The sequence below is a fragment of the Pseudomonas sp. F8002 genome (assembly GCF_013385495.1).
Taxonomy (GTDB): domain Bacteria; phylum Pseudomonadota; class Gammaproteobacteria; order Pseudomonadales; family Pseudomonadaceae; genus Aquipseudomonas.
In genome coordinates this window covers 137,683-152,446 of sequence record NZ_JACAPW010000017.1, presented here as the reverse complement: position 1 = coordinate 152,446, position 14,764 = coordinate 137,683, and the positions used below count along the sequence as shown (strand labels likewise).

Annotated in this window: 13 protein-coding genes; 5 read left to right on the top strand and 8 right to left on the bottom strand. The window is 60.3% G+C overall.

The window, feature by feature from the left end; genetic code table 11:
• Positions 1–8 precede the first annotated feature (8 nt).
• Positions 9–236, bottom strand: a complete 228-nt coding sequence (locus tag HX811_RS15295) for an AlpA family transcriptional regulator (RefSeq protein WP_056721184.1) — start codon at positions 234–236, stop codon at positions 9–11.
• 109 nt (positions 237–345) lie between these two features.
• Here HX811_RS15295 and HX811_RS15290 point away from each other — a divergent pair, with 109 nt between their 5' ends.
• Positions 346–1,176 (top strand): helix-turn-helix domain-containing protein, encoded by an 831-nt coding sequence (locus HX811_RS15290; protein ID WP_177046430.1) that lies wholly within the window; start codon positions 346–348, stop codon positions 1,174–1,176.
• Between the two features lie 17 nt (positions 1,177–1,193).
• Here HX811_RS15290 and HX811_RS15285 read toward each other — a convergent pair whose 3' ends face one another.
• From HX811_RS15285 to HX811_RS15265, 5 genes are all read right to left on the bottom strand, one after another.
• Positions 1,194–2,408 carry a site-specific integrase gene (locus tag HX811_RS15285; RefSeq protein WP_177046429.1) on the bottom strand — a complete coding sequence of 405 codons (1,215 nt, stop codon included), beginning with the start codon at positions 2,406–2,408 and terminating at the stop codon, positions 1,194–1,196.
• Positions 2,409–2,715: 307 nt separating this feature from the next.
• Complete coding sequence (gene guaA / locus HX811_RS15280; RefSeq protein ID WP_177046428.1) at positions 2,716–4,293, bottom strand: glutamine-hydrolyzing GMP synthase; 1,578 nt, start codon at positions 4,291–4,293, stop codon at positions 2,716–2,718.
• An 82-nt stretch (positions 4,294–4,375) separates the two neighbouring features.
• On the bottom strand, positions 4,376–5,845 hold the full coding sequence (gene guaB / locus HX811_RS15275; RefSeq protein WP_003209646.1) for an IMP dehydrogenase: 1,470 nt from the start codon (positions 5,843–5,845) through the stop codon (positions 4,376–4,378).
• Positions 5,846–6,004: 159 nt separating this feature from the next.
• Entirely contained in the window at positions 6,005–6,553 is a 549-nt protein-coding gene (locus HX811_RS15270; protein ID WP_003209647.1) for a hypothetical protein, read from the bottom strand.
• A 137-nt stretch (positions 6,554–6,690) separates the two neighbouring features.
• On the bottom strand, positions 6,691–7,458 hold the full coding sequence (locus HX811_RS15265) for a sulfite exporter TauE/SafE family protein (protein ID WP_003209649.1): 768 nt from the start codon (positions 7,456–7,458) through the stop codon (positions 6,691–6,693).
• Between the two features lie 99 nt (positions 7,459–7,557).
• Here HX811_RS15265 and HX811_RS15260 point away from each other — a divergent pair, with 99 nt between their 5' ends.
• The 4 genes from HX811_RS15260 to leuA all read left to right on the top strand — a co-directional run bounded on the left by HX811_RS15260 (position 7,558) and on the right by leuA (position 12,663).
• On the top strand, positions 7,558–8,448 hold the full coding sequence (locus HX811_RS15260; protein WP_003209651.1) for a LysR family transcriptional regulator: 891 nt from the start codon (positions 7,558–7,560) through the stop codon (positions 8,446–8,448).
• 10 nt (positions 8,449–8,458) lie between these two features.
• Positions 8,459–9,838, top strand: a complete 1,380-nt coding sequence (gene xseA, locus HX811_RS15255; protein ID WP_003209653.1) for an exodeoxyribonuclease VII large subunit — start codon at positions 8,459–8,461, stop codon at positions 9,836–9,838.
• Positions 9,839–9,841: 3 nt separating this feature from the next.
• On the top strand, positions 9,842–10,663 hold the full coding sequence (locus tag HX811_RS15250; protein WP_008438272.1) for a peptidoglycan DD-metalloendopeptidase family protein: 822 nt from the start codon (positions 9,842–9,844) through the stop codon (positions 10,661–10,663).
• 320 nt (positions 10,664–10,983) lie between these two features.
• Positions 10,984–12,663, top strand: coding sequence for a 2-isopropylmalate synthase (gene leuA, locus HX811_RS15245; RefSeq protein ID WP_102605673.1), 1,680 nt, complete (start codon positions 10,984–10,986; stop codon positions 12,661–12,663).
• Between the two features lie 162 nt (positions 12,664–12,825).
• On the opposite strand, the gene HX811_RS15240 is transcribed toward leuA, so the two are convergent.
• Complete coding sequence (locus HX811_RS15240) at positions 12,826–13,617, bottom strand: amidohydrolase (RefSeq protein WP_177046427.1); 792 nt, start codon at positions 13,615–13,617, stop codon at positions 12,826–12,828.
• Positions 13,605–14,753 (bottom strand): pyridoxal phosphate-dependent aminotransferase, encoded by a 1,149-nt coding sequence (locus tag HX811_RS15235; RefSeq protein ID WP_003209660.1) that lies wholly within the window; start codon positions 14,751–14,753, stop codon positions 13,605–13,607. The genes HX811_RS15240 and HX811_RS15235 overlap by 13 nt, the downstream gene beginning before the upstream one ends.
• Positions 14,754–14,764 lie beyond the last annotated feature (11 nt).

The following is a 14,764-nucleotide window of genomic DNA, read 5'->3' as shown; positions in this document are numbered from 1 at the left end:
GCCACGATTCAGGCCCCTATTCCGGGGCGGGCAGCATGTATACCCGACGACTTGCGCGCGTCGATCCATTCCTCGATCTCAGTCAGATCCCACGCGACGTTTCGGCTGGTTAGTGCGATGCGGCGCGGGAACTCCCCCCGCTGTTCCATGTTGTAGATCGTGCGTTCAGCCAGCGGGATCATCGCGTGCAATTTCTTGCGGTTGATGAGTGTCTTGCTCTTTGGCTTGATCTCCATAAGGTCGCTTTCCTTCAAAGTCGTCAGATGCTTGACAATGCCCTCCAGCGCCAGAGTCAGGGTGCAAAAAAGTTAGAATTTAGTTGTCACGAAGAGCTATCATCGGACGATGAAAAAACGTGAGAAAGCGCCGAGCACATTCGATCCGTTTCTAGAACGCCTGGTTAGGGAAAGTGATACATCGTCTGATCGCATCCGCGCCAAGCTCAGCAACGTCTATGACTGGGGCTTCTGCGAACTATGCTGGCGATCCACCGAATACTCGATCAGCGTGGGGGCTCAAAAGGTCTTCAAGCGCCTAAAACGAGGAAATGTCAAAGTCGCGCCGCTAACGGATGCCATTCGTGCGGCAGCTCAGAAAAAAGCCGACGCCTTGGTGGAGCGCTACGAGCAGGCATGGAAAGGTGAGTTCGGCCGGTACGAGCCCGCCCGCATGTTGATGGCCTACTGTGACATGGTGGAAATGCGCGGTGACCGTTCGGTGTCAGCCTTCAGGGAGCACGTCGAGCGGCGAATACTCATTGCCGCGTGGGCACGGCATGGTGAGTTGCTCCGGCCCACTAAACTACCGGGTCAGCCCGAAGGCGCAGCGAAGCCCAGCAAACTCTACTGCGAAGCACACAACCCAAGGCGAAGCGATGAAGCTCGCCGCGCATATCAACGTGACAGAAGGTTGGCGCTAGAGTATGACGAGTTGATTGACAAAATCTGGTCGCAGGAAGCCGGCACTCTCCCTGAGTGGGACATTGAAGCCCACGCATATGTCAGGAGAGAAGCCTATCGACTGCTCCAGGCACTCAAGTCTCCCACCAGTATGATGGATGATCTGTTAACTCAGGGCACCATGAGTCAAGCTGAAATAGCGCGCCAGCTTGGCGTATCACGCCAAGCAGTTTCCGCCGCTGTCAAGCGGCGAGCGCAGAAGCAGGCGACACGCTGAAGACAATCATGCTCTAATTAGCCTCCGGCGCTCTGCCGTGGCTGTTTGAGCGTCCATTCATCAATCATATCCGCCCAATCCTGTAGCATCGCCGTGCGCTGCTCACGGTATTCAGCCTTGTTGTAGATAGCCCGCACGCCTTTCTGCTCGTGCGCAAGACACTTCTCAATCCAATCAGTGTTGTAGCCCGCCTCATGCAGCAGCGTGCTGGCTGTTCTTCTGAGGTCGTGCGGCCCAAACTTGGTCAGCGCCTTCCCTTCTTTCTGCGCAAGCCGGTATGTCAGCGTCAACACTTGGTTAATCGTAGCGGCACTCATTGGCAAGTCCGAGTCGTACCGTGACGGCAACACGTAGTCCGATCCACCAGCAAACGTCTTTAGTGCAATGAAAATGTCTAACGCCTGCTTAGATAGAAAAACGAGGTGAGGATTTCGGCGTTTCATCCGTTCTTTGGGAACGGTCCAAAGCGCCTCGGTGAAATTGATCTCGCTCCAGGTCGCGTTGGTCAGCTCGCTCTTACGCACCATTGTGAGCAACAACAGCTTAGCGGCAGCACGGACTGACGATGCGGTGCCAATGCGCTCCATGTACTGGTACATCAAGCCGATCTCTTCAAAGCTCAACGCCCGGTCGCGCGGCTCGAATTTGGCGATGCTGGAAGGACGTACCAAGTCTGCTGGATTCTCGACCTTGTTCCCGCGCTCAATGGCCCAACGATAGACCTGCATCACCACCTCGCGAACGTGCACCGCCGTTGCCGGTGCACCTCGCTCAACAATGGCATCTGTCAGCGCTCGCAAGTCCTCGTGAGTAATCTCCACAAGCTTCTGATTGCCGAATTTCGGCTTCAACTCACGCTCGTAGATGGAGCGCCGCATATCGCGGGTAGAATCAGCCATCTGATAGCCGCGCAGCCACTTTTCAGCCCACGCATCAAACGTCTCCGCGTCCTTAACACGTGCCTTGTCCCGAGCTTTTTCCTTCGCAGGCGACTTCCCAGCCGCGACCATTTTCTTGGCCTCGTTCAGCCGCTCACGCCCCTCCGCAAGGGTAATCCCGCCACTACCGTATCGGCCGAAGGTGATGGTTTCTTGCCTGCCGTGAATCGAGTAATTGTAGCGAAACGAGATGGCTCCAGCGGCTGTAACGGCTACATAGAGGCCGTCACGGTCGTTCACCTTGTAGAGTTTTTCCCTAGGTTTGAGGTTACGTAGCTTGGTATCGGTAAGCATGGTCCCTGCCTTTTCTCGTTCAAAATACCATGCTCTAAAAACCCACAAAAATTCACAAATAATTCGTTATAAATCAATATTTTGTGAATTTTAGATACCATGGGCTCGCGGGAACGCTACACATGGTATCGGGGCATCGGCATGGCATCAGGCTTAGATAATACCAGCTACCATGCCACGGATAGGGGGTGCTTGGCGATGCTAAGAATTGCCAAATAGTGCCAGACAAAAAAACCAAAAAGCCCGCAATTACGCGGGCTCCAGGGCATTTATTGCTAGATAGTGCCGGGCAATGCCGGACGTCCCATCATTCCCACTCAATGGTCGCCGGCGGCTTGCTCGACACGTCATAAGTCACACGCGAAATACCTTCGATCTCATTGATGATACGGCCGCTGACCGTCTCCAGCAGTTCGTACGGCAGGTGTGCCCAACGGGCGGTCATGAAGTCGATGGTTTCCACCGCACGCAGGGCCACAACCCAGGCGTAACGACGGCCATCGCCGACCACGCCAACCGATTTCACCGGCTGGAACACCACGAATGCCTGGCTGACCTTGTGGTACCAGTCGGCCTTGCGCAGTTCTTCGATGAAGATGTGGTCGGCGCGACGCAGCAGGTCGGCGTATTCCTTCTTCACTTCACCGAGGATCCGCACGCCCAGGCCCGGGCCCGGGAATGGGTGGCGGTAGACCATGTCGTACGGCAGGCCCAATTCCAGGCCCAGACGGCGGACTTCGTCCTTGAACAGTTCGCGCAGTGGTTCGACCAGCTTGAGGTTCATTTCCTCAGGCAGGCCGCCCACGTTGTGGTGGGACTTGATCACGTGGGCCTTGCCGCTCTTGGCGCCGGCCGACTCGATCACGTCCGGGTAGATGGTGCCCTGGGCGAGGTACTTGATGTTGTCCAGTTTGTTGGACTGGGCATCGAATACGTCGATGAAGGTGCGACCGATGATCTTGCGCTTCTTCTCCGGGTCGGACTCGCCGGCCAGGTTGTTCAGGAACTGATCTTCAGCGTTGGCGCGGATCACCTTGACGCCCATGTTCTCGGCGAACATGGCCATCACTTGCTCGCCTTCGTGCAAGCGCAGCAGGCCGTTGTCGACGAAGACGCAGGTCAGTTGGTCGCCGATGGCCTTGTGCAGCAGCGCCGCAACCACGGAGGAGTCAACGCCGCCGGACAGGCCCAGCAGGACGTTGTCGGTGCCGACCTGGGCACGTACGTTGGCGATGGCGTCTTCAGCGATCTTCGACGGGGTCCACAGGGCTTCGCACTGGCAGATGTCGAGGATAAAGCGCGACAGGATGCGACCGCCTTGCTTGGTGTGGGTCACTTCCGGGTGGAACTGCACGCCGTAGTAGCCGCGGTCGTCGTTGAACATGCCGGCAATCGGGCAGCTCGGGGTGCTGGCCAGGATGTGGAAGTCTTCCGGCATCCGGGTGACCTTGTCACCGTGGCTCATCCATACGTCGAGGCCAAACAGGCCGTCGGCGTCGATGTGGTCTTCGATGCCGTCCAGCAGGCGGCTCTTGCCGACCACGTCGACACGGGCGTAACCGAATTCACGCAGCTCGGAACCTTCAACCTTGCCGCCCAGTTGCTCGGCCATGGTCTGCATGCCGTAGCAGATACCGAAGACCGGCACGCCCAGGTCAAACACCGCCTGCGGGCAACGCGGGCTGTTGGCTTCGTGCACGGACTCGGGGCCGCCGGCGAGAATGACGCCTTTTGGAGCGAATTCGCGAATCGCTTCGTCGTCCATGTCGAACGGATGCAGTTCGCAGTACACGCCGATTTCACGCACGCGGCGGGCGATCAGCTGAGTGTACTGGGAACCGAAGTCGAGGATCAGGATGCGGTGGGCGTGAATGTCGAGGGCCATGAGATCAGTCTCGTCTAATGAATCAGAAACAACTCGGGGCTGAATAAGACAGCCCCGGTTACTTAACTATTTGCTGGAAGCATCAACCTACGCGGTAGTTTGGCGCTTCCTTGGTGATCTGTACGTCGTGGACGTGGGACTCGGCCATGCCGGCACCGGTGATCCGCACGAACTCAGGCTTGGTGCGCATTTCTTCGATGTCGGCGCTGCCGGTGTAGCCCATCGAGGAACGCAGGCCGCCCATCAGTTGATGGATGATGGCGCTCAGGGTGCCCTTGTAAGGAACACGCCCTTCAATGCCTTCCGGTACCAGCTTCTCGGCGCCCGCGGAGGAGTCCTGGAAGTAGCGGTCGGAAGAGCCTTGAGCCTGGGACATGGCGCCCAGAGAACCCATGCCGCGGTAAGCCTTGTACGAACGACCCTGGAACAGTTCGATCTCGCCCGGCGCTTCTTCAGTACCGGCGAACATCGAGCCCATCATCACGCAGGAAGCACCGGCGACGATGGCCTTGGACAGGTCACCGGAGAAACGGATGCCGCCGTCGGCGATCAACGGTACGCCAGTGCCTTCAAGGGCCGCGGCGACGTTGGCGATGGCGCTGATTTGCGGCACGCCTACACCTGCCACGATACGGGTAGTGCAGATCGAGCCAGGGCCGATACCGACCTTGACCGCATCAGCACCGGCTTCGGCCAGGGCCTTGGCGGCAGCGCCGGTGGCAATGTTGCCGCCGATCACTTGCACGTCAGGGAAATTCTGTTTGACCCACCGAACGCGGTCGATCACGCCTTTGGAGTGACCGTGGGCAGTGTCGACCACCACCACGTCAACACCGGCAGCCACCAGGGCCGCTACACGGTCACCGGTGTCTTTGCCGGTACCGACCGCAGCGCCTACGCGCAGACGACCTTGATCGTCCTTGCTGGCCAGCGGGTAAGCCTTGGCTTTTTCGATGTCGTTGACGGTCATCATGCCCTTGAGGGCGAATTTGTCGTCGACGATCAGTACGCGTTCGATGCGGTGCTTGTGCAGCAGCTCGCGCACATCGTTCTTGTCGGCGCCTTCCTTGACAGTAACGAGGCGCTCTTTAGGCGTCATCACTTCACGGACGGTGACTTCAAGACGGTTCTCGAAACGCACGTCACGGGAAGTGACGATGCCGACCAGGTCGCCATCGTGCAGCACCGGAACGCCGGAGATGTTGTGCAGGCGGGTCAGGTCGAACAGGTCACGAACGGTGGCATCGGCCTCGATGGTGATCGGGTCCTTGACCACACCGGCTTCGTAACGCTTGACCTTGCGAACTTCGGCAGCTTGCTGCTCGATGGTCATGTTCTTGTGGATGATGCCGATGCCGCCTTCCTGAGCCATGGCGATTGCCAAACGGGCTTCAGTGACGGTGTCCATGGCAGCGGAAACCAGAGGAATATTCAGCTCGATGCCACGGGTTAGGCGGGTCTTGAGACTGACTTCGTTAGGAAGCACCTCGGAATAACCGGGCACTAGGAGAATGTCGTCGAATGTCAGAGCTTCTTGGCTGATACGCAGCATCGCGGGGGCTCCCGAGCGGGAAAATGGAAGCGCGCCATTATAGTCAGACACCCCCTCGGGTTCAATGTAAAACTCTGACAAACTTGGTAATACTGATAGATGGATGATTTTTGCAGCACTGAGCGTTCCCACGCTCTGCGTGGGAACGCTCACATCGGATTAAAGTTCGACTTTGACCCAACTCATCTTCTGGTCCAGCCAGTCGGCAAATTCGTCGATAAAACTCTGCTTGAACCCCGCCTCCGCCCAGTTATTGAAGATGAATCCCAGGTTGGAAAAGCCGCATTCCTGCAGGAACAGGAAACCGTTGATGTCGTCCTCATGCCCACACAGCGGGCAGGTGAAGTTGTCGGTGTGGCCGGGCATCCAGTCTTCCAGGCTTTCGAACAGGGCTTCGCCGACTTCCTTGAGGCACTCGGGACAGCCGGCCTCTTCCAGGAAGCCTTTGGCCGGGGTGTAGATGCAGCGCTTGTAGATGATCTCCAGGCCGTTGATCGGCTCGTTGAACGGCAGCGCGTCGGGGTGCAGCACCACGGCGCGGGCACCGTCGGCCAGGGCATAGCCCATGCGGTTGCCGGTGCGCCCGCAGGTGGTGAGTTCTTCCTTGACGATGTTCTTGCGCACCAGCCAGCGCACGATCGCCCGGGCGCGGGGTTCGTGGACGGGTAGCGTGGAGATTTTCGGGACAAGGATGCTTTGGGAATTCATGGGAGTCCTGCGGCGTGGCTACTGGCGCCTTCGCGAGCAAGCCCGCTCCCACAGGGGGAATGCGTTCCAAATGTGGGAGCGGGCTTGCTCGCGAAGAGGCCCTGAAGGCTGGCAGCTTAATCCCTGAAACAATCAGGTCAAGTACTCAAGTAACGGGCAATCAAGGCAATGCCACTGGCCAGCACCAGCCAGGTCACCAACCGCACAAACGCCTCGCGGGACATGCGCAGGGTCAACCGCCGCCCCGCCCACAGCCCGAGCGCCATGGCCGGCAACAGGCACACCGCCAACATCAACAAGGGTAGCTCGGCATACACGCCCGCGATCAGAAACAGGCTCAGGCGCACCACCGTGCTGCAACTGATCAACGCACTCTGGGTCGCCCGCGCGCCATCCTTGGGCAATCGGCTATTGAGGTAGATCGCATACAGAAAGCCACCACTGCCAAACAACGCGCCAAACAGCCCGCCGACAACCCCCATGGGAATCGCCCAGCCGGCTGCCATCTGCGTGGGCTTGGCCTTCACCGCCAGGCTGTAGATCGCATAGGCGCTGATAAACAGCCCCATCAACAGCAGCAATAAATCAGAGTGCAGGTTGAGCAGGAAGATCACCCCAAGGGTGCAGCCAATCGCCATGCACGGCAGTAGCCTGAACAACTCCGGTTTCACCACATCCCGGCGCGATTGCAGAAGGTTGCCGAAGGCCGCGACAAAATCCAGCAGCACCAGCAAGGGGATGATCTTCGACAGCGGCATGAACAGAATCAGGATCGGCCCCGCCACCAATGCGGTACCAAAGCCTGCAATGCCGAACACGATATACGCCAGGGCAATCGCCACGCCTATCACCAGCCAGTCCACACCGCCAAACGACCAATGACTCAACAACTCGACCGGACTCATGACGTATTCCTTATTAGAGATGGCCATCACTTTAGCCATTGGCAAGCGTTGCGACTAATATCTTCAAAGCCCATCACTCATCTCGAAAAGGCATGACTTGTGATTTCAACCCGGCAATTGCGTTACTTCGTCGAAATCGCCGAGAGCGGCAGCTTCAGCGCAGCGGCCGAGCGGCTGTTTGTGGCGCAATCGGCACTGAGCCGGCAGATCAAGGAGCTGGAAAACCTGCTGCAAACGCCGCTGTTTGAACGCACTGCGCGCCAGCCACGGCTGACGGCTGCGGGCGAGGCTTTTTATCCGCGGGCACGCAACCTGCTGGGCGAACTGCTCAAGGCCAGTGAGATGGCGACGCAAGTGGGCAATGGACAGCTCGGCACGCTGCGGATGAGCCATTCGAGCACGGTGCCGATGAGTGGCCGCCTGCTGCGCGGCATCGGTGCCTGGCTGGAACGATGCCCGGGCGTATCGATGGACATCGCCAAACTGTCCTCCGAAGCCCAGTTGGAAGAAATCGCCGACGGCCGACTGGAGGTCGGGCTGTTGCGCTTACCGGTGTTGCGCCAGCGCGAAGGCGTGCGCATCGTGCCTTTATATAGCGAGCGACTGTTGCTGGCCGTGCCGCCGAACCACCGGTTGGCCGGGCACACATCCGGTATCGATTTGGCGCAACTGAAGAACGAAGCGTTTATCTCGATCCCTCACCCCCAGCGCGGAGGGCTGAGTTACCTGTCAGCCGAGTTGTGCATGCGTGCAGGATTTTTCCCCAAGGCGGCGCGGGTGATGTCGCGCAAGACCACGCAGCTACAGCTGATCCAGGCCGGATTCGGGATCGCCTTGCTGCCGGAGTCGATGCAGGACATTGCGCCGGCCAACATTCATTTTTTACCCCTGGCCGATCCCGATTGCCAAAGCACCGTCGCCCTCGCCTGCCAGCAAACGCCGAGCGCGCTGGTGGAGCAGTTCTGTCAAACCCTGCACGAATGCCTATAAACTGCCGCCCATGATTAAAGATCCCTTTGCCCGTCTGGGCCTGGACCGCGAAGTCCTGACTGTCAGCCAGCTCAACGGCCGCGCGCGGGTGTTGCTGGAAGACGTGTTCACCAATATCTGGGTCGAAGGCGAGATCTCCAACCTCGCCCGCCCGGCCTCCGGCCACGTGTATTTCACCCTCAAGGACAGTGGCGCCCAGGTGCGTTGTGCGCTGTTCCGGCAGAACGCCGCACGGGTGCGCCAGGCGTTGAAAGACGGCCTGGCGGTGAAGGTGCGGGGCAAGGTCTCGCTGTTTGAGGGCCGTGGCGACTATCAGCTGATTCTCGACACGGTGGAGCCGGCCGGTGACGGCGCACTGCGCCTGGCCTTCGACGCGCTGAAGGAAAAACTCAGCGCCGAAGGCCTGTTCAGTGCCGAGCGCAAGGTGCCGCTGCCCGCCCACCCAAGGCGCATCGGGATTATCAGCTCGCCCACCGGCGCGGTGATTCGCGACATCATCAGCGTGTTCCGCCGCCGGGCACCCAACGTGGAACTGACGTTGATCCCGACAGCCGTACAAGGTCGTGAAGCCGTGGCGCAGATCGTCCGCGCGCTGAAGCTGGCCGATGCACGCGGCTTCGACGCGTTGATCCTGGCCCGTGGCGGCGGGTCGCTGGAAGACCTCTGGTGCTTCAACGAAGAAGCCGTGGCGCGTGCGGTGGATGCCTGCGTAACGCCCATCGTCAGCGCCGTTGGCCATGAGACCGATGTGTCGATCAGCGACTTTGTCGCCGACGTACGCGCCCCAACGCCTTCCGCCGCTGCCGAGCTGTTGGCGCCGGACTCCAGCCACCTGACTCGCCAGGTAGAGAACCTGCACCGCCGCCTGGTGATGCTGATGCGCAACCGCCTGACTCACGACCGCCTGCGCCTGGAAGGCATGGCTCGTCGCCTGCGTCACCCGGGCGAGCGCCTGCGCCAACAGGCCCAGCGCCTGGATGACCTGGACATGCGCCTGCGGCGTGCCTTCGAGCGCAGCCTCAACACCCGTCGCGAGCGTTTGATCCGCCTGGAAACCCGCCTCGCCGGCCAACACCCCGGCCGCCAACTGGCGCTGTTGCGCCAACGCCTGGACAGCCTTGCCGAACGCCTGCCCCGCGCCATGCGCGAAGGCCTCAAGGCCCGTCGTCTGCAACTGCAAAGCCAGGTGCAGACGCTGCACGTGGTCAGCCCGCTGGCGACGCTTGGACGCGGCTACAGCATCTTGCTCGACGAACGCGGCCAGGCGATTCGCAACGCCGCGCAAACCCACACCGGCCAGCGCCTGACCGCGCGCCTCGGTGAAGGCCAATTGCAGGTACGGGTGGAAGACAACCACCTGACGCCCGTCACCCTCTCGTTACTGGACTGATTGATGCCACGCTTTTTAAGTTTGTTGATGCTGCTGTGCCTGACCTTTAACGCCCATGCCGACAGCTACATCACCCGCCTGCTGAACAAGCCGGTGCCCGGTGGCGTGGCGGTGGTCGACCTCGGCACTTCGGCCACGGCGCCCAAAGCCACCTACATGAACCGCCCAGTGCTGGTGGTGAAGGAGCAAAACAACTGGCTGGCGATTGTGGGCATCCCGCTGACGGTCAAGCCTGGCACCCAACGCATCACCAGCGGCAGCCAGAACCTGCCGTTTGTCGTGGGCTTCAAGAAATACCCCGAGCAGCACATCACCCTGAAGAACAAGAGCCAGGTGAACCCGGACCCGGCGCAACTCAAGCGCATCGAAGGCGAGCTGGCGGTCCAGCTCAAGGCGTATCGCAGTTTCAGCCCGAACACGCCGAGCAACCTGCTGCTGGACAAGCCGGTGAACGGGCCGCTGTCGAGCAAGTTCGGAGTACGACGTTTCTTCAATGGCGAGGAGCGGAATCCGCACTCCGGCCTGGACTTTGCCGTGGGCGCCGGCACGCCGATCAAGACCCCGGCAGCGGGCAAGGTGATCCTGACCGGCAACTACTTCTTCAACGGCAACACCGTGTTTGTCGACCATGGCCAGGGCTTTATCAGCATGTTTTGCCATATGTCGAAGATTGATGTGAGCGTGGGCCAGCAACTGGCTCGTGGTGCGGTGGTGGGCAAGGTCGGTTCCACCGGCCGGGCGACCGGGCCGCATATGCATTGGAACATCAGCCTGAACGACGCACGGGTGGATCCGGCGATCTTTATCGGCGCGTTTCAGCCCTGACGCTCAATTGCGCACCCGGCAACGGGTGCGCAAACAAAACAACCTCGCGCACAATTCTCAACCATAAAATCTCGTTTTCCTCAGCAATAGCAGAACTTCTCTCAATTTTTTCCGACTGCTTGCCATCTTTCACCCCGGCGGTTAGGGTTGGACCTATGAAAACCTCTCACACCCTCATTCAGCTCCGCCAGCACCGCAGCCTGTGCCTAGTCAGCGCACGACTGCCAGGCTGAATCGATCTGCCTCGTCTTCTGCTTTATCCCCAATAACAGTTTTACGGCAGGCCGCCTTTTCTCGGCCCCTAGACAAAGGATTTCCCGATGAGCATGCTCAAAGACCCGTCTTCGAAGTACCGCGCGTTCCCGACCATTGATATCCCGGACCGCACCTGGCCTTCGAAAACCATCACCACCGCGCCGATCTGGTGCAGTTCCGACCTGCGCGACGGCAACCAGTCGCTGATCGAACCGATGGACGCGGTGAAAAAGCTGCGTTTCTGGAAGACCCTGGTGGCCGTCGGTGTGAAGGAAATCGAAGCCTCCTTCCCGGCTGCGTCGCAAACCGATTTCGACTTCGTGCGCACCCTGATCGAAGACAATCACATCCCCGCGGACACCACCATCCAGGTGCTGACCCAGGGCCGTGAAGACTTGATCGCACGCACCTTCGAATCCCTGCGCGGGGCGAAGAAAGCCATCGTTCACTTGTACAACGCCACCTCGCCGTCGTTCCGCCGCATCGTGTTCAACCAGGACAAGGATGGCATCAAGGCGATCGCGGTCAACGCGGCCAAGCTGTTCGTCAAATACGCCGCCCAGCAGCCGGAAACCCAGTGGACCTTCGAATACTCGCCAGAGACGTTCAGCGCCACTGAGCTTGAGTTCGCCAAGGAAGTCTGTGACGCGGTGATCGAGGTCTGGAACCCGACGCCTGAGCACAAGGTGATCCTCAACCTGCCAGCCACCGTCGAGTGCGCCACCCCGAACATCTATGCCGACCAGATCGAGTGGTTCGGTCGTCATATCAACCGTCGCGACAGCGTGATCATCAGCCTGCACACCCACAACGACCGTGGCACCGGCGTAGCCGCCACCGAGTTGGGCCTGATGGCCGGCGCCGACCGTGTCGAAGGCTGCCTGTTCGGCAACGGCGAGCGTACCGGTAACGTCGACCTGGTCACCGTGGCCTTGAACATGTACACCCAGGGCCTCGACCCTCAGCTGGACTTCTCCGACATCGACGGCATCCGCAAGGTAGTCGAAGAGTGCAACCAGATCCCGGTGCACCCGCGTCACCCGTACGTCGGCGACCTGGTTCACACCGCCTTCTCCGGCTCCCATCAGGACGCGATCCGCAAGGGCTTCACCCAGCAGAAAGACGACGCCTTGTGGGAAGTGCCGTACTTGCCGATCGACCCGGCCGACATCGGCCGCAGCTACGAGGCGGTGATCCGCGTCAACAGCCAGTCGGGCAAAGGCGGCATCGCCTACCTGCTGGAGCAGGAATACGGCATCAGCTTGCCGCGCCGCATGCAGATCGAGTTCAGCCAGGTGGTACAGGCCGAAACCGACCGAGTGGGCCTGGAGATGACGGCCGCGCAGATCTACAGCTTGTTGCAGCGTGAATACCTGCAAGCCAACATTCCTTACGCACTGGTCAGCCATCGCTTGCAGGAAGAGAACGGCAACAGCTCGGTGGAAGTTGAAGTCTCCGGCAAAGGCCAGGGCGAAACCAACCTGCGCTGGCACGGCAAGGGCAACGGCGCCCTGGAAGCGCTGGTGGCCGGGCTGCCGATTGGTGTGGAGATCATGGATTACAACGAACACGCGATTGGCGCCGGCACCAATGCCAAGGCGGCGGCCTACATCGAGCTGCGAGTGAACGGTGAGCGTCCGGTGCATGGCGTGGGCATTGATGAAAACATCACCACGGCGAGCTTCAAGGCGGTGTTCAGCGCGCTGAACCGCTCGTTGAGCCAGCTGGAAGCGAAAGCGGCGTAAGCACTGACCGCTGAAATGCGAAAGGCCCCGGGATGAGAATCCAGGGGCCTTTTTTATGATCGTTCCCACGCTCCGCGTGGGAATGCAGCTCGGACGCTCCGCGTCCCGAAGCGTGACGCGGAGCGTCACAAGAGGCGTGCCCACGCAGAGCGTGGGAACGATTTATACGAACTCGAAGCTGTCCGCATCCAGGTTCGCCGGGAAGCGTGTGCGATACTCCGCCAATTCCGCTGCATCCAGGCACACCTGGAACACGCCGTCCGCCTCCCCTGCGCTCAGCAGGCTTTCGCCCTGGAAATCCACGACCTGGCTGTCGCCGGTGTAGGCAAAGCCCTTGCCGTCCGTGCCCACCCGATTCACCGCCGCCACGTAGCACAGGTTTTCAATGGCCCGTGCCGGCAGCAGACGGTTCCAGTGCTGGCGACGTGCGCCCGGCCAGTTGGCGGTGTACAGCAGCAAGTCAGTGTCCTGGGCGTCACGACTCCACACCGGGAATCGCAGGTCGTAGCAGATCAACGGACGAATCCGCCACCCCTTGAGTTCGAACTGCACCTGGCGCTCGCCGGGGGTGTAGTGGTCGTGTTCACCGGCCATACGGAACAGGTGACGCTTGTCGTAGTGCAACACCTCACCATCCGGTCGCGCCCACAGCAGGCGGTTGCGGTGGCTGCCATCGGCGGCCTGGATGATCACGCTGCCGGTGATCACCGCGTTGTACTTCTTCGCCTGGGCCTGCAGCCATTGATGGGTGGGGCCGTTTTCAGGCTCGGCGAGGGTGTCCGATTCCATCGAGAAACCGGTGGTGAACATCTCCGGTAGCACGATCAGGTCGGCACCCTTGGCCTGTTCCAGCAGCAGTTCAAAATGCTCCAGGTTGGCCTGGCGGTCGTGCCAGGCCAGGGTGGTTTGCACCAGGGCGATGTTCAGGTTGGGCAGTGCACTCAGATCACGCATAGTTTCTCGGCTGCTTGACGCAGCGTCTCCTCGCGTTTGGCAAAGCACAGTCGCACCAGGCGCTGGCCTTGCGGTGGGTTCCGGTAGAACACCGAGACCGGGATGGTCGCAACGCCGTGTTCGCGGGTCATCCACAGCGACATGGCGACGTCATCCAGGTCCGGGCGAATCTGTGAGTAATCCACCAATTGAAAGTAGGTACCGGCCACCCGGGTAAAGCTGAAACGCGACGGTTCCAGCAGGTCGCAGAACAGGTCGCGCTTGGCTTGATAAAAAGCCGGCAGCTCCTCGACGTGTTCCGGGTGTTCGGCCATGAAGTCTGCCAAAGCGTACTGCAACGGGGTCACGCCGCAAAAGTTGACATATTGATGCACCTTGCGCAGCTCGGCGCTGAGGGCTGGCGGCGCGACCACGTAGCCGGTTTTCCAGCCGGTGACGTGGTAGGTCTTGCCGAACGAACTGACCACAAACGCACGCTGATACAGCTCTTCGTGAGCCAGCACGCTGACGTGGGGCACACCGTCGAACACCAGGTGCTCGTAGACCTCGTCGCTGACCAGGTAGATGTCGCGGTCGCGGATCAACTCGGCCAACTGGTCCAGCTCGGCACGGCTGATCAGGGCACCGGTGGGGTTATGCGGGCTGTTGAGGATGATCATGCGGGTGCGCGGCGACAGCGCAGCGCGCAGTTGCTCGAAGTCCAGGGCGAAATCATCCAGACCCAGTTGCACGTGCACGCAGCGACCGCCTGCCAGTTCCACAGAAGGCTCGTAGCTGTCGTAGGCCGGATCGAACACGATGACTTCATCACCGCTGCGGATCACCGCCTGGATCGCACAGAAGATCGCTTCAGTGGCGCCTGGGGTGATGGTCACTTCGCTGTCGGCATTCACCGTTGCGCCATAGCTGCGGGCGATCTTGGCCGCCACTTGCTGGCGCAGTACCGGCAGGCCGGTCATGGGGGCGTATTGGTTATGGCCCAGGGCAATGTGTCTGCCCACTCCATCGAGCAACTCCTGGGGCCCGTTAAAGTCGGGAAAGCCCTGGGACAGGTTGAGCGCACCGGTTTCGGCAGCGAGTTGCGACATGGTGGTGAAGATGGTGGTGCCGACATTCGGCAGCTTACTGGTGATCATCGGTGCGCCCC

Excerpts from the sequence above, each read along its gene's own strand:
- HX811_RS15250 (WP_008438272.1), top strand. The coding sequence starts at position 9,842 with ATGCCACGCTTTTTAAGTTTGTTGATGCTGCTGTGCCTGACCTTTAAC.
- HX811_RS15270 (WP_003209647.1), bottom strand. The coding sequence starts at position 6,553 with ATGAATTCCCAAAGCATCCTTGTCCCGAAAATCTCCACGCTACCCGTC.
- HX811_RS15285 (WP_177046429.1), bottom strand. The coding sequence starts at position 2,408 with ATGCTTACCGATACCAAGCTACGTAACCTCAAACCTAGGGAAAAACTC.
- xseA (WP_003209653.1), top strand. The coding sequence starts at position 8,459 with ATGATTAAAGATCCCTTTGCCCGTCTGGGCCTGGACCGCGAAGTCCTG.
- HX811_RS15295 (WP_056721184.1), bottom strand. The coding sequence starts at position 236 with ATGGAGATCAAGCCAAAGAGCAAGACACTCATCAACCGCAAGAAATTG.
- HX811_RS15240 (WP_177046427.1), bottom strand. The coding sequence starts at position 13,617 with ATGCGTGATCTGAGTGCACTGCCCAACCTGAACATCGCCCTGGTGCAA.
- guaA (WP_177046428.1), bottom strand. The coding sequence starts at position 4,293 with ATGGCCCTCGACATTCACGCCCACCGCATCCTGATCCTCGACTTCGGT.
- HX811_RS15265 (WP_003209649.1), bottom strand. The coding sequence starts at position 7,458 with ATGAGTCCGGTCGAGTTGTTGAGTCATTGGTCGTTTGGCGGTGTGGAC.
- guaB (WP_003209646.1), bottom strand. The coding sequence starts at position 5,845 with ATGCTGCGTATCAGCCAAGAAGCTCTGACATTCGACGACATTCTCCTA.
- leuA (WP_102605673.1), top strand. The coding sequence starts at position 10,984 with ATGAGCATGCTCAAAGACCCGTCTTCGAAGTACCGCGCGTTCCCGACC.
- HX811_RS15235 (WP_003209660.1), bottom strand. The coding sequence starts at position 14,753 with ATGATCACCAGTAAGCTGCCGAATGTCGGCACCACCATCTTCACCACC.
- HX811_RS15290 (WP_177046430.1), top strand. The coding sequence starts at position 346 with ATGAAAAAACGTGAGAAAGCGCCGAGCACATTCGATCCGTTTCTAGAA.